11 protein-coding genes, 1 tRNA gene and 10 pseudogenes are annotated in these 24,610 nt (G+C 72.9%); 2 read left to right on the top strand and 20 right to left on the bottom strand.

The features are described from left to right. Positions 1-4: 4 nt before the first annotated feature. The 9 genes and pseudogenes from aroB to WKH84_RS01030 all read right to left on the bottom strand — a co-directional run bounded on the left by aroB (position 5) and on the right by WKH84_RS01030 (position 9,671). Positions 5-1,086: pseudogene (aroB, locus tag WKH84_RS01070) on the bottom strand (3-dehydroquinate synthase). Further along, the gene (locus tag WKH84_RS01065; protein ID WP_341855351.1) at positions 1,083-1,625 is read right to left on the bottom strand and encodes a shikimate kinase; all 543 of its coding nucleotides are present in this window, start codon (positions 1,623-1,625) and stop codon (positions 1,083-1,085) included. Before WKH84_RS01065 ends, aroB begins: the two are co-directional and overlap by 4 nt. After that, positions 1,622-2,874 (bottom strand): annotated as a pseudogene (gene aroC / locus WKH84_RS01060) (chorismate synthase). Before aroC ends, WKH84_RS01065 begins: the two are co-directional and overlap by 4 nt. A 119-nt stretch (positions 2,875-2,993) precedes the next feature. Then, entirely contained in the window at positions 2,994-3,416 is a 423-nt protein-coding gene (locus tag WKH84_RS01055) for a hypothetical protein (protein WP_341855350.1), read from the bottom strand. Next, entirely contained in the window at positions 3,413-3,814 is a 402-nt protein-coding gene (locus WKH84_RS01050; RefSeq protein WP_341855349.1) for a hypothetical protein, read from the bottom strand. Before WKH84_RS01050 ends, WKH84_RS01055 begins: the two co-directional genes overlap by 4 nt. A gap of 271 nt (positions 3,815-4,085) precedes the next feature. Beyond that, positions 4,086-4,916 carry an HAD-IIA family hydrolase gene (locus WKH84_RS01045; RefSeq protein ID WP_341855348.1) on the bottom strand — a complete coding sequence of 277 codons (831 nt, stop codon included), beginning with the start codon at positions 4,914-4,916 and terminating at the stop codon, positions 4,086-4,088. Positions 4,917-5,030: 114 nt separating this feature from the next. After that, positions 5,031-6,515, bottom strand: coding sequence for a 30S ribosomal protein S1 (rpsA, locus tag WKH84_RS01040; protein ID WP_341855347.1), 1,485 nt, complete (start codon positions 6,513-6,515; stop codon positions 5,031-5,033). A gap of 237 nt (positions 6,516-6,752) precedes the next feature. Next, positions 6,753-9,464: pseudogene (gene polA, locus WKH84_RS01035) on the bottom strand (DNA polymerase I). Positions 9,465-9,536: 72 nt separating this feature from the next. Beyond that, on the bottom strand, positions 9,537-9,671 hold the full coding sequence (locus tag WKH84_RS01030; RefSeq protein WP_341857060.1) for a hypothetical protein: 135 nt from the start codon (positions 9,669-9,671) through the stop codon (positions 9,537-9,539). Here WKH84_RS01030 and WKH84_RS01025 point away from each other — a divergent pair. Beyond that, positions 9,670-9,966: pseudogene (locus tag WKH84_RS01025) on the top strand (hotdog fold thioesterase); the annotation flags it as partial. The gene WKH84_RS01030 and the pseudogene WKH84_RS01025 sit on opposite strands and share 2 nt — an antisense overlap. An 85-nt stretch (positions 9,967-10,051) precedes the next feature. Here the strand turns inward: WKH84_RS01025 and WKH84_RS01020 are convergent. The 3 genes from WKH84_RS01020 to WKH84_RS01010 form a co-directional block, all read right to left on the bottom strand. Beyond that, positions 10,052-10,768 (bottom strand): hypothetical protein, encoded by a 717-nt coding sequence (locus WKH84_RS01020; protein ID WP_341857059.1) that lies wholly within the window; start codon positions 10,766-10,768, stop codon positions 10,052-10,054. A 5-nt stretch (positions 10,769-10,773) separates the two neighbouring features. Beyond that, positions 10,774-11,430, bottom strand: coding sequence for a hypothetical protein (locus WKH84_RS01015; protein ID WP_341855346.1), 657 nt, complete (start codon positions 11,428-11,430; stop codon positions 10,774-10,776). Between the two features lie 67 nt (positions 11,431-11,497). Next, positions 11,498-12,145, bottom strand: a complete 648-nt coding sequence (locus WKH84_RS01010; RefSeq protein ID WP_341855345.1) for a response regulator — start codon at positions 12,143-12,145, stop codon at positions 11,498-11,500. A gap of 107 nt (positions 12,146-12,252) precedes the next feature. Between WKH84_RS01010 and WKH84_RS01005 the strand changes: the two genes are divergently transcribed. After that, positions 12,253-12,335: transfer RNA gene (locus WKH84_RS01005), tRNA-Leu, on the top strand. A 101-nt stretch (positions 12,336-12,436) separates the two neighbouring features. Here the strand turns inward: WKH84_RS01005 and pyk are convergent. The 8 genes and pseudogenes from pyk to WKH84_RS00965 all read right to left on the bottom strand — a co-directional run bounded on the left by pyk (position 12,437) and on the right by WKH84_RS00965 (position 24,585). Further along, a pseudogene (pyk, locus tag WKH84_RS01000) lies at positions 12,437-13,902 on the bottom strand (pyruvate kinase). Between the two features lie 99 nt (positions 13,903-14,001). Next, positions 14,002-15,478 (bottom strand): annotated as a pseudogene (locus WKH84_RS00995) (glutamate synthase subunit beta). Further along, positions 15,471-20,055 (bottom strand): annotated as a pseudogene (gltB, locus tag WKH84_RS00990) (glutamate synthase large subunit). The pseudogenes WKH84_RS00995 and gltB overlap by 8 nt, the downstream one beginning before the upstream one ends. Beyond that, entirely contained in the window at positions 19,962-21,095 is a 1,134-nt protein-coding gene (gene lgt / locus WKH84_RS00985; RefSeq protein WP_341855344.1) for a prolipoprotein diacylglyceryl transferase, read from the bottom strand. The pseudogene gltB and the gene lgt overlap by 94 nt, the downstream one beginning before the upstream one ends. 39 nt (positions 21,096-21,134) lie before the next feature. After that, positions 21,135-21,902: pseudogene (gene trpA, locus WKH84_RS00980) on the bottom strand (tryptophan synthase subunit alpha); the annotation flags it as partial. Between the two features lie 56 nt (positions 21,903-21,958). Then, positions 21,959-23,285: pseudogene (trpB, locus tag WKH84_RS00975) on the bottom strand (tryptophan synthase subunit beta). Further along, positions 23,282-24,113 (bottom strand): annotated as a pseudogene (gene trpC, locus WKH84_RS00970) (indole-3-glycerol phosphate synthase TrpC). Before trpC ends, trpB begins: the two co-directional pseudogenes overlap by 4 nt. A gap of 61 nt (positions 24,114-24,174) precedes the next feature. After that, positions 24,175-24,585, bottom strand: a complete 411-nt coding sequence (locus tag WKH84_RS00965) for a DUF2752 domain-containing protein (protein WP_341855343.1) — start codon at positions 24,583-24,585, stop codon at positions 24,175-24,177. Positions 24,586-24,610 lie beyond the last annotated feature (25 nt).

The raw sequence follows: 24,610 nt of genomic DNA, 5'->3' as shown, positions 1-24,610 counted from the left end.
GTGCTCAGTCGTCGGTGATCGCGGCGTAGGCGCTCAGCAGGAGGGCGGGGTCGGGCCCCTCGATCCGGGAGACCGAGCCGATCCGGTCCAGGACCACGAAGCGCAGCAGGCCGGCGCGGGTCTTCTTGTCCCGCTTCATCGCGTCCTCGAGCTTGGGCCACTGACGGTCGCGGTAGGTGACGGGCAGGCCGAGCGAGGTGAGGATGCTGCGGTGGCGGTCCACCTCGGCCTCGGAGAGCTTGCCGGAGAGGTGGGAGAGCTCGGCGACGAACATCATCCCGATGCTCACGGCGGCGCCGTGGCGCCACCGGTAGCGCTCGTTGCGCTCGATCGCGTGGGCGAGGGTATGGCCGTAGTTGAGAATCTCCCGCTCCCCGCTCTCGCGCAGGTCCGCGGAGACCACGCGGGCCTTGACCCGGATCGCCCGCTCGATCACCTCGCGGAAGGCGTCGGTGGAGACATCGAGCACCGCGGCGGGGTCCTGCTCGACGATGTCGAGGATCGCGGTGTCCTCGATGAAGCCGGCCTTGACCGCCTCGGCGAGTCCGGCGGCGACGTCGTTGCGACCGAGCCCTCCGAGCACGTCGAGGTCGGCGACCACGGCGATCGGCGGGTGGAAGGCGCCGACGAGGTTCTTCCCCTCGGACGTGTTGATGCCGGTCTTGCCGCCCACGGCCGCATCGACCATCGCGGCGACGGTGGTGGGGACCTGGAGCACGTCGACGCCGCGCGCCAGGAGGCCGCGACGAAGCCGGCGAGGTCCGTCGCCGCGCCGCCGCCGAGCCCGATCACGAGGTCCTGGCGGCCGATCTCGGCCTGGCCGCACACGCCCCACAGGAACCCGGCGACCTGCGCGGTCTTGGCCTCCTCGCCGTCGGGGACCTCGGCGGCGAAGGACTGCCGTCCCGTCTCCTCGATCCCGGCGCGGACCTGCTCGGCGACGTCGCGCAGGCTCGGCTGGTGCACGATCACCACGCGCCGGGCGCGCTCGGGCACCAGGGCCGGGATCTGCTCGAGCAGGCCCCGTCCCACGTGCACGTCGTAGCCGCCGGTGGGCGTGGTGACGGGGATGACGGTGGTGCTCATTCGGTCTCCTCCTGGGGGCGCGCGGGCCTCTGCAGCTGCAGGGCGTCGATGATGGCGAGGGCCACCCGGTCCGGGTCGCCGAGGGCGGCGTCGATGCGGTGGGTCGCCAGTCCACGATAGGTCTCCGCCCGGGCGGCGGCGAGCTCGCGCCAGCGGGCCATGGGATCCTCGCCGGAGAGCATCGGGCGGCCGACGCCGTGGGCGAGCCGGCGCGAGACCGTCTCCTCGTCGGTCTCGAGCGGCACCACGGGCAGGTCGCGCAGGGTCGAGGCGGCGCCGGCGTGCATCGGGGCGCCGCCTCCGAGGGAGAGCACGCCCCGCTGGTGCGCGACAGCGCGGACGAGCGAGCGGGCCTCCCGTTCGCGGAAGGCGGGCTCCCCCTCGTCCGCGAAGATGTCCGGGATCGTGCGTCCGGCCTCCTGGACGATCAGCGCGTCGAGGTCGGCGAAGGGGACGCCGAGGCGCGCGGCCAGGGCGCGTCCCACGCTGGTCTTCCCGGCGGCCATCGGACCGATCAGGACGACCACGGGACCGGTCACGAGGTGGAGCCCTCCCCACGGCGGACGAGCCCGGCCTGGAGGTCGAGCGTGCCCTCGAGGTGGGCGCGGATCTCGTCGATGCTGTCCCCGCCGGTCTTCTCCAGCGGCGCATCGGCCAGGGTCAGGGCGACCACCGCCTCGGCGATCACCGCGGCCGGCGCGACCGCGCAGGTGTCGGAGCGCTGATGGTTGGCGGTGGTCTGCTCGCCGGTGGAGACGTCGACCGTGCGCGCGCGCGCGGGACGGTGGAGATCGGCTTGAGCGCCCCGCGCACGCGCGCACCCTCGCCGTTGGTCATCCCGCCCTCGAGGCCGCCGGCGCGGTTGGTGGCGCGCGGGAAGGCGGAGCGCTCGCCGCGCGGGGAGGGCGCGACGAGGATCTCGTCGTGGGCGACGGAGCCGCGGCGGGCGGCGGTGGCGAAGCCGTCGCCGATCTCGACGCCCTTCATGGCCTGGATCGACATGACGGCCTGGGCGAGGCGCGCGTCGAGCTTGCGGTCCCACTGGGTGTGGGAGCCGAGGCCGACGGGAAGGCCGTAGGCGAGGACCTCGACGACGCCGCCGAGGGTGTCGCCGTCGGATTTCGCGGCGTCGACCTCGTCGACCATCGCCGCGGAGGTGTCCTCGTGGAAGCGGCCGCGCGGATCGGCGTCGAGCCGCTCCAGGTGGTCGGGGGTGGGCGGCGGGCGCGTCCTCGGGCACGGACACGGAGCCGACGGAGAGGGTGTGGGAGACCAGCCGGATGCCGGCGGCCTGCTCGAGCAGGGCCGCGGCGACGCGGCCGGCGACGACTCGGGCCGCGGTCTCGCGGGCGCTGGCGCGCTCCAGGACGGGGCGGGCCTCGTCGAAGCCGTACTTCAGCATCCCGGAGAGGTCGGCGTGGCCGGGGCGGGGGCGCGAGAGAGGGCGGTTGCGCGCGATCTCGCGCTCGTCGCCGGTGCCGGCGTCGATCAGCAGGTCCTCGCGCGGGACGGGGTCCGCGCTCATGACCTTCTCCCACTTCGGCCATTCGGAGTTCGCGATCTCGATCGCGAGCGGGGAGCCGAGGGTGAGGCCGTGGCGGAGCCCGCCGTGGATCGTCAGCACGTCCTGCTCGAACTTCTGGCGGCGCCGCGGCCGTGGCCGAGGCGGCGGCGCGCGAGCGCATCCTTCAGATCGTCACTGGTCAGCTCGATCCCGGCGGGGACGCCGTCGAGCAGGGAGAGGAGGGAGGGGCCGTGGGATTCCCCGGCCGTGAGCCAGCGCGGCATGTCGTCGATCATCTCATGAGCGGGACGACGTCCGGGCGGGCGTCCGCGCCGTGCGGACGCCCGCCCGGGGGCTCAGCTGTCCCCCGCGGGCGGCTGACCGGCGGGGAGCGGAACGGGGATCAGGGGCCGTCGATGCTGATCATCATCGCGGGGGCCTCGCCGTCGGTGGGGATCGGCGGCAGCGTCACCCCGACGGTGCGGCCGGAGCCGTCCTCCACGGCGGTGCCTCGCACCGGGGTGGTCGAGGTGAGATCCACCTCCCCCTCGACGGAGGTGACCGTGAGGTCCTCACGGCCGAAGCCGTCGAGCACGAAGTTCGCGCGCTCCACGGCGACGTCCTCCGTCAGCGTGGTGGGTCGCTCCTGCTCCTCTCCCCAGACGGGGTAGGCGCCGGTGCCGTTCAGCCCGTCGTTGAGCGTCGCGGCGGCCTCCTCGGGCGGCGGGGCGTCCTTGCTGAAGTAGAGCCAGTAGTCGGCCTCGGCGACGCCGGCCGGCGCCATGTAGCCGTAGTAGGTCTCCTGCTCGCCGCTCCAGCCGATCACGGTGCGCGGGTGACCGCGCCGGGCTGGTCCAGGGCGAGGCCGTCGGTGCACGTGGCCTCGTCGCTCAGGCTCGTGTCCGCGGCGTAGCCGTACAGCTGCGAGGCGACGTCCTCCGCCGTGATCGTGCTCCGGTCGGCGCGGGCGAACTCCTGGGAGCCCGTGGTGAAGACGTCGCTCGGGGCGGCGTTCGCCTCCCCGGCGGCGCCGTCCTCCTCCGCGGTGTCCTCCTGCGAGCTCGTCCGCTCGGCGGGCGCGGCGACCGCGGCGGGCACGTCCTGGGCGGGCGGCGCGGCGGTCGTCGCGACCGCCTGCGAGAATCCTCCGATGCCGAGCCCCACGAGCGGCGGGGCGCCGAGGCCGAGCGCGGCGAGGGTCCTGACCTGGTGCCGACGAGTCATCGTCGTCTCCTTCCGAGTGCGTCGGGGGGAGCATCTGTCCCCCGCGGGCTCCTCCGGACGGTCGGGACGTGGACTCCTCCACCGCCCCTGGGCGTTTACCGTTCCTTGACCTTCCGGCGAGCTGCTCGTGACCTTTCCAGCTCGGACGCCCGGGGTCAAGGCGGACTCGCCGACCCCGCACGCCGGCATCACCGGATCTTCACAGAGCGGGCCGGACAGGTCGGAGAGCGGCTGTCGGTCCGGTCCGGGCACCGATGCCGGCCCCGTGATGTCAGTCCTCGTCGAGCTCGACGGCCTCGTGCGGGGTCAGCCGCTCGACGAAGGGGACCACGTCCGCGATGCCGTCCAGCACCGCGGTGGGCCGGAAGGGGAACTGCGCGATCTCGTCGACGTCGGTGGAGCCGGTGAGGACGAGGATCGAGCGCATGCCCGCCTCGAGCCCCGACTTCACGTCCGTGTCCATCCGGTCACCGATCATCACCGAGGTCTCCGAGTGGCCTCCGATGCGGTTCAGGGCGGTGCGCATCATGAGCGGGTTCGGCTTGCCGACGTAGTACGGATGGATCCCGGTCGCGGCCGTGATCATCGCGGCGACGGAGCCGGTCGCCGGCGCCGGACCCTCGGCGCTGGGCCCGGTGACGTCGGGGTTCGTGGCGATGAACTTCGCCCCGCCCTTGATCAGCCGGATGGCCCGGGTGATGGACTCGAAGGAGTAGGTGCGCGTCTCCCCCAGCACCACGAACTCGACGTCGCTGTCGGCGAGGATGAAGCCCTCGTCGTGGATGGCGGTGGTGAGCCCGGCCTCGCCGATCACGTAGGCGGAGGCGCCGGGCCGCTGCTCGGCGAGGAAGCGGGCGGTGGCCAGGGCGCTGGTCCAGATCGACTCCTCGGGGAGGTCGATGCCGGCGCGGGCAAGGCGCGCCCGGAGATCGCGCGGGGTGAAGATCGAGTTGTTGGTCAGCACCAGGAAGGGCCGCCCGTACTGCTGCGGCGCGGCGATGAACTCGGGGGCGCCGGGCAGAGCGGACTGCTCGTGGACGAGCACGCCGTCCATGTCCGTGAGCCAGGTGTGGATCGGGTGGGACTCGAGAGAAGTGGTCATGACCCTAGTGTGCCCTGCCGCGATTCTCCCGGATCGGCGCCGCCCGAACGCCGGGAACGGGGACGGCCCGGCCCCCGCGAGTCGCGGGGACCGGGCCGTCGGGTGATCCGAGGATCAGTTGCCGGTGAGCTTGGCGCGCAGGGCGGCCAGGGCCTCGTCGGAGGCGAGGGTGCCCTCGTCCGAGGAGCTCGACTGGTAGGAGGACTGCGCGGCGGGCGCGGACTCGGACGAGGAGGAGGTCGAGGCGGCGGCCGGAGCGTTCGCGGACTCCTCGTCGGCGCGGATCGCCTCGGCGACCTGGGCCTTGTGGGCGGTCCAGCGCTCGTAGGCGGCCGCGTACTGGGCCTCCCACTCCTCGCGCTGGGCGTCGTAGCCCTCGAGCCACTCGTTGGTCTCCGGGTCGAAGCCCTCGGGGTACTTGTACTCGCCGTTGGCGTCGTACTCCGCGGCCATGCCGTAGAGCGCGGGATCGAAGGTGGTGTCGTCGCCCTCGGGGTCCACGCCCTCGTTCGCCTGCTTGAGGGAGAGGGAGATGCGGCGACGCTCGAGGTCGATGTCGATGACCTTGACGAAGACGTCCTGGTCGACGGTGACGACCTGCTCGGGCAGATCCACGTGGCGCTGGGCCAGCTCGGAGATGTGCACGAGGCCCTCGATGCCGTCCTCGACGCGGACGAAGGCGCCGAAGGGGACGAGCTTGGTGACCTTGCCGGGCACGACCTCGCCGATGGCGTGGGTGCGGGCGAAGAGCCGCCAGGGGTCCTCCTGGGTCGCCTTCAGCGACAGGGAGACGCGCTCGCGGTCCATGTCGACGTCCAGGACCTCGACCTTGACCTTCTGGCCCACCTCGACGACCTCGGAGGGGTGGTCGATGTGCTTCCAGGACAGCTCGGAGACGTGCACCAGGCCGTCGACGCCGCCGAGGTCGACGAAGGCGCCGAAGTTGACGATCGAGGACACGGCGCCCTCGCGGACCTGGCCCTTCTGGAGGGTCTGCAGGAAGTCGGAGCGGACCGCGGACTGGGTCTCCTCCAGGTAGGCGCGGCGGGACAGGACCACATTGTTGCGGTTCTTGTCCAGCTCGATGATCTTCGCCTCGATCTCCTGGCCGACGTAGGGTCGCAGGTCGCGGACGCGGCGCATCTCCACGAGGGAGGCCGGGAGGAAGCCGCGCAGGCCGATGTCGACGATGAGGCCGCCCTTGACGACCTCGATGACGCGACCGGTGACGACGCCCTCGTCCTCCTTGATCTGCTCGATCGAGCCCCAGGCGCGCTCGTACTGGGCGCGCTTCTTGGACAGGATCAGGCGACCCTCCTTGTCCTCCTTCTGGAGGACGAGGGCCTCGATCTCGTCGCCGACCTCGACCTCGTCGGCCGGGTCGACGTCGTGCTTGATGGACAGCTCGCGCGAGGGGATGACGCCCTCGGTCTTGTAGCCGATGTCCAGGAGGACCTCGTCGTGATCGACCTTCACCACGGTGCCTTCGACGATGTCGCCGTCGTTGAAGTACTTGATGGTGGCATCGATGGCGGCCATGAGCTCGTCGGCGTCACCGATGTCGTTGATGGCGATCTGGGGGGTCGTGGTGTCGGTCATGTAGGTATGGACTCCGTCGGGACAGGAAATGAGTAGGGTCGGGGGACGTGCTCCGCCCGTCGGCGGGACCAGGGGTCCGGGCCGGGAGGACGGTTCGCTCGTGCACCGGGGCGCACAAGCCTCCGACAGCCTACCAGCGATCCCCCCGGCGCGCGAGGGTGCCGACGACCACTCCGCGGCGCGCCGGTGTGATGTCCGCCCCGTCCGGCGACGGGGCGGCGACGGAGGCCCCGGCCCTCAGTGGGCCGCCTCGCGCCAGGTGCGTCCCACCCCGATGCCGACCTCGAGCGGGACCGAGAGCTCGTAGGCCGAGTCCATGCCGTCCTCGACGATCTCCCGCACCTGCTCGACCTCGCCGGGGGCGACCTCGAGCACGAGCTCGTCATGGACCTGGAGCGAAGATGCGCGAGCGCGGCCCGCCTCGCGCATCCGCTCCTCGACGGCGAGCATCGCGAGCTTGATGAGGTCCGCGGCGCGCCCTGGATCGGGGAGTTCAGCGCGACCCGCTCGGCGTTCTCGCGGCGGCGCCGGTTGTCGCTGGTGAGGTCCGGGAGGTAGCGGCGCCGGCCGAGGATCGTCTCGGTGTAGCCGGTCTCCCGGGCCTTCTCGACGCTGCGGTGGAGGTAGTCGCGCACCCCGCCGAAGCGCTCGAAGTAGCCGTCGCGCGCCGCGGTCGCCTCCGCGCGGGAGATCCGCGGCTGGCGGGAGAGGCCGAAGGCGGAGAGCCCGTAGGCGAGGCCGTAGCTGACCGCCTTGGTCTTGGAGCGCATGGCCGGATCGACCGCGTCGGGGCTCACGCCGAACACGCGCGAGGCGACGAAGTTGTGGAGGTCCTCCCCGGAGCGGAAGGCCTCGATCAGCCCCTCGTCCTCCGAGAGGTGGGCCATGATGCGCATCTCGATCTGCGAGTAGTCCGCGGTCATCAGCGACTCGAAGCTCTCGCCCGCGACGAAGACGTCGCGGATCCGCTGACCCTCGGAGGTGCGCACGGGGATGTTCTGCAGGTTCGGCTCGGTCGAGGCGAGCCGGCCCGTCGCGGCGGCGGTCTGCTGGAAGGTGGTGTGGACGCGGGAGCCGGTGTCCATCTCCTTGTCCAGGCCCACGAGATAGCCGGTCAGCTTGCTCATCTCGCGGAAGCGCAGCGACCAGGAGAGGAAGCGGTGGCCGGCGGAGTCCGGGTCGAGCGACTCCATCAGATCGGTGAGGGACTCGGCGTCGGTGGAGTGGCCGGAGGAGATCTTGCGCGTGGTGGGCAGGGCGAGGGTCTCGAAGAGCACCACCTGCAGCCGCTTCGGGGAGGCGAGGTTGACCTCCTCCCCCACGATCTCGCCGGCCTCGCGCCTGGCCTGGGCGACGAAGCCCTCGAACTCCTCGCGCAGGGACTGCAGAGCGGCGTGGTCGATCGCGATGCCGCGGGAGTGCATCGTCTCGAGCACCCGCTGGAGGGGCGCTCGAGGTCGTCGAGGATGCTCCCCGCCCAGGGGGCGGCCTCGATCCGGGCCGCGAGCTCCGCGGCGGCGGGGTGCAGGGCGGAGACGGCGCTCGCGAGGCGGTCCTCGGCCCGGGCGATGTGCTCGGCGCGGGTCTCCGCGCTCTCCTTCTTCAGGGTCGACTCGGCGGGCTTGCGCGGCTTCGGCTCGAAGCTCGCGCCCGCGAGATCCGCGGCGAGGGCCTCGGTGTCGTAACTGCGGGCGCCGGGGCGCGGCACGAAGGACTCCAGCGCCAGGTCGCGCACGCCGTCCCCGAGGCGGTAGCCGTTCTCCGCCAGGCGCTCGCGCAGGGCGGGGACGTCCGCGATCCGCGGCTCCCGGGAGCCCTCGAGGGCCGCGCCGAGCGGCTCGGAGGCCTCGGAGTCCAGGGCGCCGAGCGCGGCGGCGCCGGCCTGCTCCGGGGTCGCCAGGCCCAGCGCGCCCCCCGCCGCGCACGTCCTCGACGAGGTCGAGGGAGAGCGGGGCGTCCTCCTCGCCGAGCAGGGAGGCGAGGGAGGCGGCATCGCGCAGGCGCGCACGTCGGCCTCGGGCTCGGGGGCCGCCTCCTCGGCCACGTCCTCGCCCAGCGGCCGCGGCGGGAAGGTCGCGGCGGATCGTGTCGCCGAAGGCGAGGTCGTCGAACACCTCGAGCACGCGGGCGCGGTCCCCGCCGCCGAGGGCGTAGTGCCCGGGGTCCTCGGGCGCTCTCGAGGGTGGTGAAGGCGGCGTTCATCAGCCGGTTGCGCCTGACGTCCTCGATGTGGTCGCGCAGGGACTGGCCGGCCTTGCCCTTGATCTCCTCGGCGTGCGCGAGCACGCCGTCGAGCCCGTCGTACTGCACGATCCACTTCGCGGCGGTCTTCGGGCCGACGCCGGGGACGCCGGGGAGGTTGTCCGCCGCCTCGCCGACGAGCGCGGCGAGGTCCGGATAGCGCTCCGGCGGGATCCCGTACTTCTCCTCGACGGCGGCGGGGGTCATGCGGCGCATCTCGGTGACGCCCTTGACGGGCTGGAGCAGGGTGACCTTCTCCCCCACCAGCTGGATGGCGTCGCGGTCGCTCGAGACGATCAGCGCCTCGTGGCCCTGCTCCTCCGCGCGCGTGGCGAGGGTGGCGATGATGTCGTCGGCCTCGTAGTCCTCGTAGGTCAGCCAGCGCACGCCGAGCGCGTCCAGCACCTGCTGGATCAGGCCGATCTGGCCGTGGAAGGCCTGCGGGGTCTCGTCGCGGCCGCCCTTGTACTGGTCGTAGATGCGGTCGCGGAAGGTCCCGCCGGGAAGGTCGAAGGCCACCGCGAGATGGGTGGGCCGCTCGGAGGCGACGACGTTGATGATCATGCGGGTGAAGCCGTAGACGGCGTTGGTGGCCTGGCCGCGGCCGTCGCTGAAGCCGTCCGCAGGCAGGGCGAAGAAGGCCCGGAAGGCCATCGCGTGGCCGTCGATCAGAAGGAGGCGCTGGTCATCGGTGTCGCTCGCACTCATGAGGAGCAGTCTCCCATGTCGCGATCACCTCCGCGCACGCGGCGGGCTGTGGCAGTCTCGGGGCATGTCCGATCAGCGCATCCGCCCCGCAGACCCCGCCACCGCCCCCGTCGGCGCGACCGAGGGGGCGCCGGCGCCGATGGACGCGCGGCTCGCCGCCCAGCTCGAGGCGTCCTTCGCCGGGACGCTCGTGGAGCGGCTGGGCATGGAGGTGCTGACCCTCTCCCCGAGCGGCGGCACGATGCGGATGCCGGTCGCGGGCGCGACCCAGCCGGCCGGGTCGCTTCACGGCGGGGCGACGATCGCGCTGGCCGAGTCGATCGCCTCGGTCGCGGCGCTGCTGCGCGCCCGCGAGGTGCACGGCGAGGGGGCCCAAGCGGTGGGCACCTCTGTCTCCGCCCTGCACCATCGCTCGGCGCGCGAGGGCTGGGTCACCGCGACGTGCACCCCGCGCCATCTCGGTCGTCAGGTCGCGAGCTACCTGGTGGACGTCCACGACGAGGCCGGGGCCCTGCTGAGCACGATCACGGTCGCGACGCGACTCTTTGCCTCCGCGCTGACCGGCGCCGTCGCCGCCCGGGCGCGCCTCACTCGGGCGCCTCGAAGCCTCCGGCGGTGCCGGGCCGCATCACGTTCGCCTCGGTCCAGGTGTACTCCCGCGACTGGCCGATGCGGGCGTCCGACTGCCCGCCGAGCTCGACCTTCCCCATCCGGCCGACGTAGGCGACGGTGGCCTTCTCCCCGCCTCCAGCGCCGTGGTCATCACCCGGCGGCACTCCTCGAAGTCGGTGCACTCCTCGCTGCCGGTGAGGACGGCGTTCAGGGCCGCGGCGAGGGCTGTGCCCTCGACCGAGAGGGCGTCGCCGCGCTGCGAGGCACAGCATCACCAGCGCGTCGTAGCCGTGCTGCGAGTAGGCGTAGCCGCGCCGCAGGAACTCGGGATTGCGGTTGAGCATCATGTTCTCGTGGCCGACGGTGATCTCGCCGCCCGGCTCGTAGCCGGTCACGGCGGTCAGCGACTCGGGGGCGAGGTCCTTCGCGACCGGCTCCTGCGAGTAGTCGATCGTCGCCGCCGGCGAGATCCGCCGCGGGAACTCGATCCTGGGCCGCTTGCCCTCGTCCAGGGTCGCGGTGTGCAGGGCCGAGAGGAACGGGGCGAGCTCCGCCCCACCGTTGGCGACCAGCGGCGCGGGCGGGGACTCGAGGACCGCCTTGACCCGGGCGCCGATGTCGCCGATCTTCCCGACCTCGTAGAACTGCTGGCTGACGACGCGGCCGCTCGAGGGGTTCAGCACCTGCGTCATCTCGTTCAGGAGGTCGCGTCCCTGGAGCGTGTCCTCGGAGAGATAGGCGACGGTGCCGGCGGGCCCGGACTTCTCCCCTCCCCGCCGCCGAGGGCCTCCTCGGCGTAGCGGGCCGCCATCACGCGGTCGTTGGGGGCGAGGCGGATCAGCAGGTTCGAGGTCTTCACCTCGGCCGCGCGGACGGCCATCCCGGAGGTGAGCACGTCGAGGATCGCCAGCCGCGCCTCGACCAGCGCGGGCATCGCCGCGATCAGGGACTCCTCGTCGATCGAGGTGATCACACAGGTGGCGCCGGCATCGGCCATCTCGGCGATCACCGGGGCGAGGTCCTCGCCGGGCGCCTCCATGACGTGGCGCGCCAGGAGCACGACCTCCTGGCCGAACAGGCCCTCCCAGCGGGCGTTGACGTCGATCCTCGCCTCGTCGATCGAGACCGCGATCGCCTCCTCGAACTTCGCCATCCGGCCGTAGGAGGCGCCGATCTGCCCGATCACGAGCGGCTGGTCTGGCTCCTCGAGGTCACCCGCGGTGGGCTCGGTGGTGGTGGGTCGACGGCGCCTCCCACGGCCGATCCCGCCGCCCTGGCTGCGACCGCTCAGCGCCCCGGCCCCGAGCAGACCGGCCCCCAGTCCGCGCACGAGCGTGCGTCGCGTGATGCCCATGTGCTCGGTGTCCCCCTCCGCAGGACCGGCGCGCCCCCGCGCGCCGGTCGATGGTGCCTGCCGGCCGTCAGTCCTTGCCCTGGCCGCCGAGCTGGTCGACGACCGCCTCGGCGACCTCGCGCATGGTCAGTCGACGGTCCATGGAGGTCTTCTGGATCCAGCGGAAGGCCTCCGGCTCGGACAGGCCCATGTTGGTCTGCAGCAGGCCCTTGGCGCGGTCCACGCGCTTGCGGGTCTCGAAGCGCTCGCCCAGGTCCGCGATCTCGGACTCGAGCCGCACGATCTGCTGGTGGCGGGAGATCGCGATCTCCACGGCCGGCAGGAGGTCCGCCGGGGTGAAGGGCTTGACGACGTAGGCCATCGCGCCGGCGTCGCGGGCCCGCTCGACCAGCTCGGACTGCGAGAAGGCGGTGAGCATCACGACGGGGGCGAGGTTCTCCTCGCCGATCTTCTCGGCGGCGGTGACGCCGTCGGTCTGGGGCATCTTCACGTCGAGGATCACGACGTCGGGGCGCGACTCCCGGGTCTTCTCGATGGCGCTCTCGCCGTCGCCGACGGCGGCGATCACGTCGAAGCCCGCCTCGGTGAGCGTCTCCACGATGTCCATACGGATGAGGCTCTCGTCCTCGGCGACGACCGCGGTGCGGCGCGGTGCATCACCCGCGGCGGCGGTGTCCTGGGCGTCGTCGGGAAGTTCGGTGAAGTCGTCAGTCATGTCGCCCTGTGTCTGGTCGGGGCCGGCGCCCGGGTGCTCTGCACCCGTCGGCGGTGGCCGGTGGTCATCAGCGGTATCCTAGTCCAGCCCTCGGCACCCGAGGGCAGGCCGGGTTGGCGGAACGGTAGACGCGGCGCACTCAAAATGCGCTGTCCGCAAGGGCGTGCGGGTTCGAGTCCCGCACCCGGCACGCACGGGACGGCGCCCGCGGCCATCGGCCGCGGGCGCCGTCCCCGGTCCGTGGTCTCCCCGGGCCGGACGGGCCTTCGCCCGCAGGTCACTGCTCGGCGTTCACTGGCCGGTGGCGATGCGGTCGGCCTCGATGCGGGCCGACTCGGTGCCGTCGAGGTCGCCGATGCGGTGCACGCGCAGGGTGTTGGTCGAGCCGTGGACGCCGGGGGGCGAACCGGCCGCGATGATGACCAGGTCGTTCTTCTGCGGCCCCTTCTGCTCGCGCAGGAGCTCGTCGACGACGGTGACCATCTCGTCGGTGTCCTTCTGCATGGGCACCAGATGCGCCTCGACGCCCCAGGTGAGGGACAGCTGGCGAGCGACCTCGGGGTACGGGGTCATCGCCAGGAGCGGGATGGTGGGGCGCGCAGCCGCGAGAGGCGGCGCGCGGTGTCGCCGGACTCGGTGAAGGTCACCAGGTACTGCGCCGAGAGCTGGTCGCCGATCTCCGAGGCCGCGCGGGTGATCGCACCGCCGCGGGTGTGCGGGATGGTGCCCAGCGGCAGGATGCGGTCGGCGCCGTTCTCCTCGGTGTTCGTGACGATGCGCGCCATGGTGCGCACGGTCTCGAAGGGGTACTTTCCCACACTGGTCTCGCCCGAGAGCATGACCGCGTCGGCGCCGTCGAGGATGGCGTTGGCGCAGTCGGAGGCCTCGGCGCGGGTGGGGCGCGGGTTCTCGATCATCGACTCGAGCACCTGGGTGGCCACGATCACGGGCTTCGCGTTGCGGCGGGCCAGCTCGATCGCGCGCTTCTGCACGAGCGGGACCTGCTCGAGCGGGAGCTCCACGCCGAGGTCGCCGCGGGCGACCATGATGCCGTCGAAGGCGCCGACGATCGAGCGCAGCGCGCGCACGGCCTGCGGCTTCTCGATCTTCGCGATGACCGGGACGCGGCGCCCCTCCTCCTGCATGATGCGGAGCACGTCGTCCATGTCGTGGGCGTCGCGCACGAAGGACAGGGCGATCAGGTCCGCGCCCAGGGCGAGGCCCCAGCGGAGGTCCGCGATGTCCTTCTCGCTCATGGCGGGGACGGAGACGGCCACGCCGGGCAGGTTGATGCCCTTGTGGTTGGAGACGGGTCCGGGGACCTCCACGACGGTGGTCACGTCGGTCTCGGTGACGTCGGTGACGCGCACGGAGACCTTGCCGTCGTCGATGAGGAGCACGTCGCCGGGGCGGCAGTCGCCCGGCAGGCCCTTGAACGTCGTCGAGACGCGCTCCTTCGTGCCGACGATGTCGTCGGTGGTGATCGTGAAGGTGTCGCCGATCTCGAGGATGTGGGGGCCGTCCGCGAAGTCGCCCAGTCGGATCTTCGGGCCCTGCAGGTCGACGAGCACGGCGACGTTCTTGCCGAGGTCGTCGGAGGCCTTGCGGATGTTGGCGTAGACCTGCTCGTGGTCCTCGTGAGTGCCGTGGCTGAGATTCATCCGCGCCACGTTCATCCCGGCTTCGATCAGCGTCCGGATCTGCTCGTAGGTGTTGGTCGCGGGACCAAGGGTGCAGACGATCTTCGCTTTGCGCATGTCAACCCATCTGTAGTTCGAGTGAAGGGCCGCGGCCCGCAGGACAGCGCGCGAGCGCCGTGACAGGGCCGCGGCGTCGCGTGTACTCCGCCTAGTCTTTCACACTGTGACAGGCTTCTCGCCGGGGCGCACGGGGCGCGGGAGGGAACTGGTGCCCATCAGGTGCTCGTCGACCGCCGCCGCGCAGGAGCGGCCCTCCGCGATCGCCCACACGATGAGGCTCTGGCCTCGGGCGCAGTCGCCCGCGGTGAAGACGCCGGGCGCCGAAGTGGCCCAGGAGCCGTCGTGCACGACGGTGCCGCGTGAGGTCATCTCCACACCGAGTCGCTCGAGCGACCCCTGCTCCTTCGCGCCGGTGAAGCCCATCGCGATCAGCACCAGGGTGGCGGGCGGCACGGTCTCGGTGCCGGGGGTGGGGGTGCGGCGACCGTCGACGAACTGCGTCCGGGCCACGCGCAGGCCCGTCACAGCGCCGTCCGCGTCGACCTCGAATCCGGTGGTGGAGGCGAGATAGGAGCGTGCGCCGCCCTCCTCGTGGGCGGTGGAGACCTCGAAGAGCACCGGGTGGGTGGGCCAGGGCTGGGACTCGTCCCGCTCGCTGGGCGGCTGGGTGCCGATGGCGAGGGTCGTCACCGAGCGGGCGCCCTGGCGCGGCGCGGTGCCGAGGCAGTCGGCCCCGGTGTCGCCGCCGCCGATGATCACCACGTCCTTGCCCTCGGCGGAGATCCGCTCCCCAGCCAGTCGCCCTCGACGAGGCGGTTCGCCTGGGTGAGGTAGTCCATGGCGGGGTGGATCCCGGCGGCCTCCCGGCCGGGGACGGCCAGCTCGCGCGGCACGCTCGCGCCGGTCGCGAGCACGACCGCGTCGAAGCGGGTGCGCGCTCCTCGACGGACAGCGCACCCTCGCCGGTCCCGCCGACGTCGACGCCGGTGCGGAAGCGGGTGCCCTCCTCACGCATCTGGGCGAGGCGACGGTCGACGTGTCGCTTCTCGAGCTTGAACTCGGGGATGCCGTAGCGCAGCAGACCGCCGAGGCGGTCGTCCTTCTCGAGCACGACCACGGCGTGGCCGGCGCGGGTGAGTCGCTGGGCGGCGGCGAGGCCCGCCGGCCCGGAGCCGACGACCGCGACGGAGCGGCCGGTGTGCCGGGTCGCGGGGACCGGGCGCACCCAGCCCTCCTCGAAGGCGCGGTCGATGATCGAGACCTCGACGTTCTTGATCGTCACCGGCGGCTGGTTGATGCCCAGCACGCGCCTGGACTCGCAGGGGGCGGGGCAGGCGCGGCCGGTGAACTCGGGGAAGTTGTTGGTCGCGTGGAGGCGCTCGGCGGCCTCCTCCCAGTCGTCGCGGTAGACCAGGTCGTTCCACTCCGGGATCAGGTTGCCCAGCGGGCGACCCTGGTGGCAGAAGGGGATGCCGCAGTTCATGCGGCGCCCGGCCTGGCGGGAGACCACCGAGAGGGTGCCCTTCTCGCGGGCCTCGTAGACCTCGCGCCAGTCCATCAGGCGCACCGGGACCGGGCGGCGGGCGGGCGGCTCGCGGTCGCGGGTGCGCAGGAATCCTCGGGGATCAGCCATGGGTGGCCTCCATGATCTCGTTCCAGACATCGTTCGCATCGGGGTCGAGCCCCTGGGCCACCGCGTCGTCCCGGATCGCGGTGATGGTGAGGAAGGCGCGGGGCGCGATCTCCGTGAGGCGCCCCATCAGCTCCTCCTCGTCGGCCAGCGGCGCGGCCGCCCGGTCGGAGCCGGTGCGGGCCAGGTGGTCGCGCGCGCCTCGAGGACGAAGCCGCGGTGCTCCTCGCGCACAGGGGCGACGGAGAAGCCCCGGGCGTCGGCCGGGTTCAGGCAGGAGGGGTCCAGGTCCAGGACGAACAGGGTGCCGCCGCTCATGCCGGCGCCGAGGTTGCGGCCGGTCGGGCCGAGCACGATCACGGCGCCTCCGGTCATGTACTCGGCGCCGTGGTCGCCGATCCCCTCGACCACCAGGGTCGCGCCGGAGTTGCGCACCCCGAACCGCTCCCCCGCCGCGCCCGCCAGCGGCAGGCGGCCGCTGGTGGCGCCGTAGGCGCAGGTGTTGCCCGCGATCGGGGCGGAGGTCAGCGAGGGCCCGGTGCCGGCGCCGTGGCCGACGGCGATCACGCCGCCCGAGAGCCCCTTGCCGACGTAGTCGTTCGCGTCGCCGGTGAGGTGCATGCTCACGCCGCGCGGGAGGAACGCCCCGAAGGACTGTCCGCCGGTGCCGGTCAGCTCGAGCACGATCGCGTCGTCGGGAAGGCCCGCGCCGTCGGTGCGGCGGGTGACCTCGTGGCCGAGCAGGGTGCCCGCGCTGCGGTCGATGTTCCGCACCTGCCCGGGGATCCGGACCGTGCCCGCGCGGGCATCGATCACCTCCTCGGCCGCAGCGATCCAGGGATGGTCCGGGGCCTTCTCCAGGCCGTGGTCCTGGCCGCGGCGGCGGCGCGGGAAGTCGCCGGGGTGGATCTCGGGCGCGGCGAGCACGGCGGCGAGGTCGAGGCCCTCGCGCTTCGCCTCGCCGAGCGCGGTGAGCGCCCGCTGGTCCTCGCGCAGGGCGAGGAGGTCGGTGCGTCCGATCGCCTCGTCCAGGGAGCGCGACCCGAGCGCGGCGAGGTGCTCGCGCACCTGCTCGGCGACGAACTGGAAGAAGGTCACCACATGCTCGGCCCGGCCCGCGTAGCGGGCGCGCGCCTCCGGGTTCTGGGTGGCGACGCCGACGGGGCAGGTGTCCAGGTGGCAGACGCGCATCATGACGCGCCCGGTGACGACCAGCGGCGCGGAGGCGAAGCCGTACTCCTCGGCCCCGAGCGGCGCCGCCGCGATCACCACGTCGCGGCCCGTCTTCATCTGCCCGTCGACCTGGACGGTGATGCGGTCGCGCGCCCCGTTCAGCGGCAGGGTCTGCTGGGTCTCGGCGAGGCCGAGCTCCCAGGGGGTGCCGGCGTGCTTGAGGGAGTTCAGCGGGCTCGCGCCGGTGCCGCCGTCGTGCCCGGAGATGAGCACGACGTCCGCATGGGCCTTCGACACGCCGGTGGCGACCGTGCCGACCCCGAAGCGGGAGACGAGCTTGACGTGCACGCGCGCGGCCGGGTTCGCGCTCTTCGCGTCGTGGATCAGCTGGGCGAGGTCCTCGATCGAGTAGATGTCGTGGTGCGGGGGCGGGGAGATCAGTCCGATGCCGGGGGTCGAGTGGCGGGTCCGGGCGATCCAGGGGTAGACCTTCTCGGGCGGGAGCTGTCCGCCCTCGCCGGGCTTCGCGCCCTGCGCCATCTTGATCTGGATGTCGCGTGCGAAGGTCAGGTACTCGCTGGTCACGCCGAAGCGGCCGGAGGCGATCTGCTTGATGGCGCCGCGCCGCTCGGGGTCGTGCAGGCGCTCGGGGTCCTCGCCGCCCTCGCCGCTGTTGGACATGCCGCCCAGGCGGTTCATGGCGATCGCGAGGGTCTCGTGGGCCTCCTGGGAGATGGAGCCGTAGCTCATCGCACCGGTCATGAAGCGTCGCGTGATCGACTCGACCGGCTCGACCTCCTCCAGCGGGATCGCGGGCGAGTCGTCGGTGCGCAGGCGCAGCGACCCGCGGATCGTCAGCGACCGCTCGTGCCGCTCGTCGACCGCGTCGGTGTAGGCGCGGAACTCGTCGTACTTCCTCGCGCGGGTGGAGTCCGCAGGCGGAACACCGACTCGGGGGTGAACAGGTGCGGCTCGCCCTCGCGGCGCCACTGGTACTCGCCGCCGACGGGCAGGCCGCGGTGGGGCGGGTGCACGCCGTCGACCGGATGGGCCAGGGCGTGGCGGGCGGCGATCTCCTCGGCGATGACCTCGAGGTCGATGCCGCCGATGCGGCTGATGGTGCCGGGGAACCAGGTGTCCACCAGCTCCTGGCTGAGGCCCACGGCCTCGAAGATCTGGGCGCCGCGGTAGGAGGCGACCGTGGAGATGCCCATCTTGGACATGATCTTCAGGACACCCTTGGACAGCGACTTGGCGAGGTTCGCGACGGCCTGCTCGGGGCTGAGGTTGCTGACCACCCCGCGCTCGACGAGCTCCTCGACGCTCTCCATCGCGAGATAGGGGTTGACCGCGCTGGCGCCGTAGCCGATGAGGAGCGCCGCATGGTGCACCTCGCGCACGTCCCCGGCCTCGACCACGAGCGCGGCGGAGGTGCGTCGGCCTGTGCGCACCAGGTGGTGCTGGACGGCGCTGGTCATCAGCAGCGAGGGGATCGGGGCGAGGACCTGGTTGGTGTCGCGGTCGGAGAGGACCAGGAAGGTCGCGCCGTCATCGATCGCGGCGACGGCCTCCTCGCAGATCTCCTCGAGCCGTGCGCGCGGCGCGGCGGTGCCGCCGGCGACCGGGTAGAGGCCGCGCGACCGCACGGTGTGGAAGTCGGCCGTGGCGGGGTGGGCATCGACCGCGAGCAGCTGCGCGAGCTGGTCGCTGTCCAGCACCGGAGCGTCCAGCGACAGCCGCCGGGCATGCTTTGCGGGGTCGCGTCCAGGAGGTTCCGGGACCGGCCGATGCTCACCCCGAGCGAGGTGACGATCTCCTCGCGCAGCGAGTCCAGCGGCGGGTTGGTGACCTGCGCGAACATCTGCGTGAAGTAGTCGAACAGCGGCCCGGGGTCGGTCCGAGAGCACCGCGATGGGGGTGTCGGTGCCCATGGCGCCGAGCGGCTCGGCGCCCTTGGCGGCCATCGGGGCGAGCGGCACCCGCGGCTCCTCCTCCGTGTACCCGAAGGTCTGCTGGCGGCGCGCACGGAGGAGCGGGAGTGGGTGATGTGCTCGCGCCGGGGCAGGTCACCGAGCGCGACCTTCTGCTCCTTCACCCAGGTGGCGTAGGGGCGGGCGGTGGCGATCTCGTGCTTGAGCTCGTCGCTGGGCACGATCTCGCCCGCCTCGAGGTCGAGCAGGAAGATCTCGCCGGGGGCGATGCGGCCGGTGCGCACCACCTCGGAGCGGGGGACGTCCACGACGCCCGTCTCGGAACCGAGGATCACCAGGTCGTCCTCCATCACCCAGTAGCGCAGCGGACGCAGGCCGTTGCGGTCCAGGCGCGCGCCGACCTGCGTGCCGTCGGAGAAGACGACGGCCGCGGGCCCGTCCCAGGGCTCCTGGAGCGCGGCGTGGAACTCGTAGAAGGCCCGCAGGTCCGGGTCCATCGACTCGTCGTTCTCCCACGGCTCGGGCACCAGCATCATCAGCGCGTGGGGCAGGGAGCGGCCGGAGAGGTGCAGCGGCTCGGCGACCTCGTCGAGGCCCGCGGAGTCCGAGCCGCCGGGCGTGGTGATCGGCGACAGGGCGGGAGAAGTCCTCCCCGAAGGCGTCGGTGGCCATCGACCCCTCGGCCGCCTGGACCCGGTTGCGGTTGCCGATCACCGTGTTGATCTCGCCGTTGTGCGCGAGGGTGCGGAAGGGGTGGGCGAGTGCCCAGGCCGGGAAGGTGTTGGTCGAGAAGCGCGAGTGGACGATCGCGAGGGCGGAGGCGAAGCGGGGGTCGCGCAGATCGGGGTAGAACTCGTCGAGCTGGACGGGGGTGAGCATCCCCTTGTACACCATCACGCGGGTCGAGAGGGAGGGGAAGTAGCCCCCGGTGGCGTGCTCGACGCGGCGGCGGGTGGCGAAGACGGCCCGTTCGAGCTCGAGGCCAGTGCGCTCGGCGCGGGCGTCGGCGAGGAAGACCTGCACGAAGTCGGGGCGGACCTTCTCGGCCGAGGGGCCGACGAGCCCGTCGGTCACGGGTACCTCGCGGGTGCCGAGCAGTCGCAGGCCCTCCTCGGCGGCGACGCGCTCGAGGGTCTCGAGCACGGCGGCGCGGCCGTCGGCCTCGCGGGGCACGAAGGCGATGCCGGCGGCGTACTGCCCCAGCGGCGGCAGATCCAGACCGCTGACCTCACGGAGGAAGGCGTCGGGCGGCTGGACCATGATCCCGGTGCCGTCACCGGTGTTCTCCTCGGCGCCGACCGCGCCGCGGTGATCGAGGTTCCGCAGTGCCTCGAGGGCGTGCTGGACGATGCGGTGCTGGGGGGTGCCGCGGAGCGTCGCGATCATCGCGACGCCGCAGGAGTCGACCTCGCTGTCCGGCCGGTAGAGGCCCTGGGCGGCAGGGAGGGACGAGAAGCGGGAGGTGAGGGGGAGCATGACGCGGGAGCCCTTCTGGAGCGGCGGCCGGTGACGAGCTCGTCGAGGATCCGACGAGCGCCCGGGCCCCGGGCCGCCCTCCGCGCGCTTCGCGCCGCTGGAGGAGGGGCCCTAGGGGCCGGGTGAGGGAGCGGGGCCGGGAGAGGGAGGCGTGCCCGACTTCTCGACCTCGTCCTCGTCGGGGCCGTTGCCCTCGGTCTGGGCGGGCAGGCTGAAGGAGCCGTCGGCGGCGACGACCTCTCCCCCGCGCTCCTGCTTGCGGAGGGTGAGCGGCACGAACATCCCCACCCCCACGAGCACCATGAGCAGGGCGACGAGGGTGTGGATGCGCGCGGGCCGACCATCAGCACGGGCTCGGAGCGGATCGCGTCGATCCAGGCACGGCCGGTGGAGTAGATCGCGACATAGGCCCAGAACACGCGGCCGCCCGCCCACTGGAAGCGGCGGCTGAGCAGGAGGAGCACGGCGAGGCCGGCGAGATTCCACAGCTGCTCGTACAGGAAGGTGGGGTGGTAGGTGCCCGGCACGCGACCGGCGATCGTGGCCCCGTTCGTCTCGCAGGTCACGTCCCATGCCCACCAGGCGTCCAGCGGCGGGCCGTACAGCTCCTGGTTGAACCAGTTGCCGAAGCGGCCCAGCACCTGGGCGAGCATGATGGTGGGGGCGATCGTGTCGGCCAGCGCGGTGAAGGAGACGCCCTTGAGCCGGGCCATGATCCACACCGCGAGGGCACCGCCGGCGACGCCGCCGTAGATCGCGAGCCCGCCCTGCCAGATGTACAGCACCGAGAGCGGGTCGCCCCCTGGCCCGAAGAAGGGCGCCGGGGAGGTCAGGACGTGCCAGACGCGAGAGCCGATGATCCCGGCGATCACCGCGACGAAGACGATGTCGAAGAGGGTGTCGCCGTCGCCGCCGCGGGCCTCCCACCGCTTCGTCGCCCACCACAGCGCCACGCCGATGCCGGCGAGGATGCACAGGGCGTAGAAGTGGATCGTGAGGGGGCCGAGGGAGAGGGCGGAGATGCTCGGGCTGGGGATCATCGCGTGCACTCCTCTCGGCTGTCGGTCCTGCGGGGCTGGTCAGGTGCGGGCGCGCTCGACGCCGCCGCGGAGATCCGCCGCGACGGCCGCGAGGGCCGTGCGGGCCGCCGCGTCGTCGCCCTCGTGCTCGATCAGGGCGCGCACGAAGGCGGAGCCGACGATCACTCCATCAGCGTACGCGCCGACCTGCGCGGCCTGCTCACCGTTCGAGACGCCCAGACCCACGCAGACGTTCCTCGCCCCGGCCGCCCGGGTGCGCTCGACGAGGCCCTCCGTGGCGGTGGAGACGCTGGCCCGGGTGCCGGTGACGCCCATGGTGCTCGCCGCGTACACGAATCCGCGCGTGTGCGAGACCACATGCTCGAGCCGGTCCCGCGGGGAGCTCGGTGCGACGAGGAACACACGGTCCACGCCGTCTTGCTCGGAGGCGGCGATCCAGTCGGCGCCCTCGTCGGGAATGAGGTCGGGGGTGATCAGCCCGGCGCCGCCGGCGGCGGCGAGGTCGCGGGCGAAGGCGTCGGGCCCGTAGGCGAGCACCGGGTTCCAGTAGCTCATCACCAGGATCGCGGCGCCGCGGCCGGAGAGCCGCTCGACGGCCTCCAGGACCTGCCGAGTGCGGGTGCCGCGCTCGAGCGCGGCGGAGGCGGCCTGCTGGATCACGGCCCCGTCCATGACGGGGTCGGAGTAGGGCAGGCCCAGCTCGATCATGTCCGCGCCGTGGTCGATGAGCACCTTCGCGGCCTCGATCGAGCCCTCGAGGTCGGGATATCCGACGGGCAGGTAGCCGATGAGCGCGGCGCGGTCCTCGGCGCGTGCGCGGTCCAGGACGTCGCCGGCGCGCAGGCGGCGGGTGTCGGCGGCGGTCATCGGGCCTCCTCCTGGGCGGCGGGTGCGGCGGTACGGGCGAGATCGCGCAGGACGGCGAGGTCGGCGCGCGCGGGATCGTCGCCCACCAGCCCGAACCAGCGCGAGGCGGTGTCCACGTCCTTGTCCCCGCGTCCGGAGAGGCTCACCAGGATCACGGCGTCCTCCCCGAGCTCGCGTCCCAGCTCGAGCGCGCCGGCGAGGGCGTGGGCGGACTCGATCGCGGGCATGATCCCCTCGGTCATGGACAGCGGCGCGAAGGCCTCCATGGCGGGGCCGTCGTCGATCGCGCGGTACTCGGCGCGGCCGATGTCGGCGAGCCAGGCGTGCTCGGGGCCGACGCTGGGGTAGTCCAGTCCGGCGGAGACGGAGTGCGAGGGGATGGTCTGGCCGTCCTCGTCCTGCATGACGAAAGCCGCGCGCGCCGTGGAGCACACCGGCGGAGCCGCCGGTGATGGTCGCCGAGTGGCGGCCGGACGCGACGCCGTCGCCGCCGGCCTCGCGGCCGACGAGGCGCACGAGCGGATCGGTGTCGTCGAGGAAGGCGTGGAAGATGCCCATCGCGTTGGAGCCGCCGCCGACGCAGGCGACGACCGCGTCGGGCAGTCGGCCCACGCGCTCGAGGGTCTGGGCGCGGGCCTCCTCGCCGATGATGCGGTGGAAGTCGCGCACCATGGCGGGGAACGGGTGGGGTCCCGCGACGGTGCCCAGCAGGTAGTGGGTGGTCTCCACGTTCGCGACCCAGTCGCGGAAGGCCTCGTTGATCGCGTCCTTGAGGGTGCGGGAGCCCTGCTCGACGGCGACCACCTCGGCGCCGAGCAGGCGCATGCGGGCGACGTTGAGGGCCTGGCGCTCGGTGTCCTCGGCGCCCATGTAGATCGTGCAGTCGAGCCCGAACAGGGCCGCGGCGGTCGCGGTGGCGACGCCGTGCTGGCCCGCGCCGGTCTCGGCGATCACGCGGGTCTTGCCCATGCGTCGGGTCAGCGGCGCCTGGCCGAGCACGTTGTTGATCTTGTGCGAGCCGGTGTGGTTGAGGTCCTCGCGCTTGAGGAGGATCCGCGCGCCGCCTGCGAGGGCCGAGAAGCGCGGCGCCTCGGACAGCAGCGAGGGACGCCCGGTGTACTCGGCGGCCAGACGCCGCGACTCCTCGGTGAACTCCGGGTCGACGATCGCCTTCTCGTAGGTCTCGGTGAGCTCGTCGAGGGCGGGCACGAGCGCCTCGGGCAGGAAGCGCCCGCCGAAGTCGCCGAAGTAGGGCCCGGCCTCGGAGCGCGGCGCCGTCGAGGGTCGGGTGAGGTCGGGCGACACGGGGTCGGGGGTGCTCATGCCTGGGCTCCTTCCGGGAGGGGGCGGCCGCGGCGGGCGACGCCGCGGAACGAGGAGACGGCGCCGGCGGGGTCCCCGGAGGTCACCAGGGCCTCGCCGACCAGGACGGCGTCCGCACCGGCGGCGGCGTAGGCCTCGACGTCGGCGCGGGCGGCGACCGCGGACTCGCCGATGGCGAGGGGGCCGGCGGGGATGCGGCGCGGCAGGGCCGCGGCACGGTCCAGGTCGACGGTGAGGTCCTTGAGGTTGCGGGCGTTGACGCCGAGGAGCCGCGGGTCCAGGGCGAGGGCCCGCTCGAGCTCCTCCTCCGTATGGGTCTCGACCAGCGCCTGCATGCCCAGCTCGCCGGTGAGGGCGTACAGCTCCTGCAGCGGACCGTCCTCGAGCGCGGCGACGATCAGCGGCACGATGTCCGCCCCGTGGGCGCGGGCCTCGTGCACCTGGTACGGCTCGACGACGAAGTCCTTGCGCGCACCGGCACGTCGACCCGCTCGCGGACGGCGTCGAGGTCGGCGAGGGAGCCGCGGAACCGGCGCCGCTCGGTGAGGACGCTGATCGCGGAGGCTCCGGAGTCCGCGTAGGTGCCGGCGAGCTCGGCCGGCTCGGGGATCTCCGCCAGGGCGCCCTTGGAGGGGCTGGCGCGCTTGACCTCGGCGATCAGGCCCATGGTGGTGCCGTCGCCGGCCAGTCGGGCGCGGGCGTCGAGGGCGGGGGCGGCGGCCTGAGCGCGCGCCTCGATCTGGGCGTCCGGCACGGCGCGACGCCGGGGGCGAGATCCTCGCGGACGCCGACGATGATGTCGTCGAGAACGGTTCCGGTGGTGGTCACTCGATCCTCCTGAAGCGGGTGGGGCGGCGCCGCGCACGAGGCGCGGTCCGCGGGGCGGGGCTCAGCCGCCGACGTACGAGATCGGTGCCAGGAACCAGAAGGCGGGGAGGTTCCGCGGCACCGTGAAGACCAGCACGACGCCGGTGAGCACGAGCACCGTCGTGCTGGAGGGCGTGAGCTCGGTGGTGAGGCCCCGCGCCCGGCGCGGCGTCCACACCCCCATGCCGATCGCGGTCAGCGGGATCGCGAGGATGATCAGCAGGTTGCTGCGCAGGGCCAGCAGCAGGTCGCCGGCGAGCAGGGAGTGCACGGCGCGGAGCGCTCCGCGGCCGGGGCACTCGATGCCCGTGAGGTGGTTGACGATGCACAGCGGCACATGGGTGCGGAACGGGTCGAAGATCAGTCGCACCCCGACCGCGAGCGCCAGTGCGGCGCCCATGATGCCGAGCGGCGGCGAGGAGCCGGTGCGCACCGCGCGCGGGTCCTCCCGCGCCGAA

Origin of the sequence: Brachybacterium sp. GPGPB12, assembly GCF_038396325.1 — a bacterium.
In the GTDB taxonomy this organism is placed as follows: Bacteria; Actinomycetota; Actinomycetes; order Actinomycetales; family Dermabacteraceae; genus Brachybacterium; species Brachybacterium conglomeratum.
Note: the sequence above shows the minus strand (reverse complement) of the source record. Positions and strands in the feature narration are given on the sequence as shown.

Coding starts and splice junctions, on each gene's coding strand:
- rpsA (WP_341855347.1), bottom strand. CDS start 6,515: ATGACCGACACCACGACCCCCCAGATCGCCATCAACGACATCGGTGAC.
- lgt (WP_341855344.1), bottom strand. CDS start 21,095: ATGATCCCCAGCCCGAGCATCTCCGCCCTCTCCCTCGGCCCCCTCACG.
- WKH84_RS01030 (WP_341857060.1), bottom strand. CDS start 9,671: ATGCCCAGCCGCTCCACGAGCGTCCCGGCGAAGGACGCCTCGAGCTGG.
- WKH84_RS01020 (WP_341857059.1), bottom strand. CDS start 10,768: ATGACGCAGGTGCTGAACCCCTCGAGCGGCCGCGTCGTCAGCCAGCAG.
- WKH84_RS01050 (WP_341855349.1), bottom strand. CDS start 3,814: ATGACTCGTCGGCACCAGGTCAGGACCCTCGCCGCGCTCGGCCTCGGC.
- WKH84_RS01015 (WP_341855346.1), bottom strand. CDS start 11,430: ATGGGCATCACGCGACGCACGCTCGTGCGCGGACTGGGGGCCGGTCTG.
- WKH84_RS01045 (WP_341855348.1), bottom strand. CDS start 4,916: ATGACCACTTCTCTCGAGTCCCACCCGATCCACACCTGGCTCACGGAC.
- WKH84_RS01010 (WP_341855345.1), bottom strand. CDS start 12,145: ATGACTGACGACTTCACCGAACTTCCCGACGACGCCCAGGACACCGCC.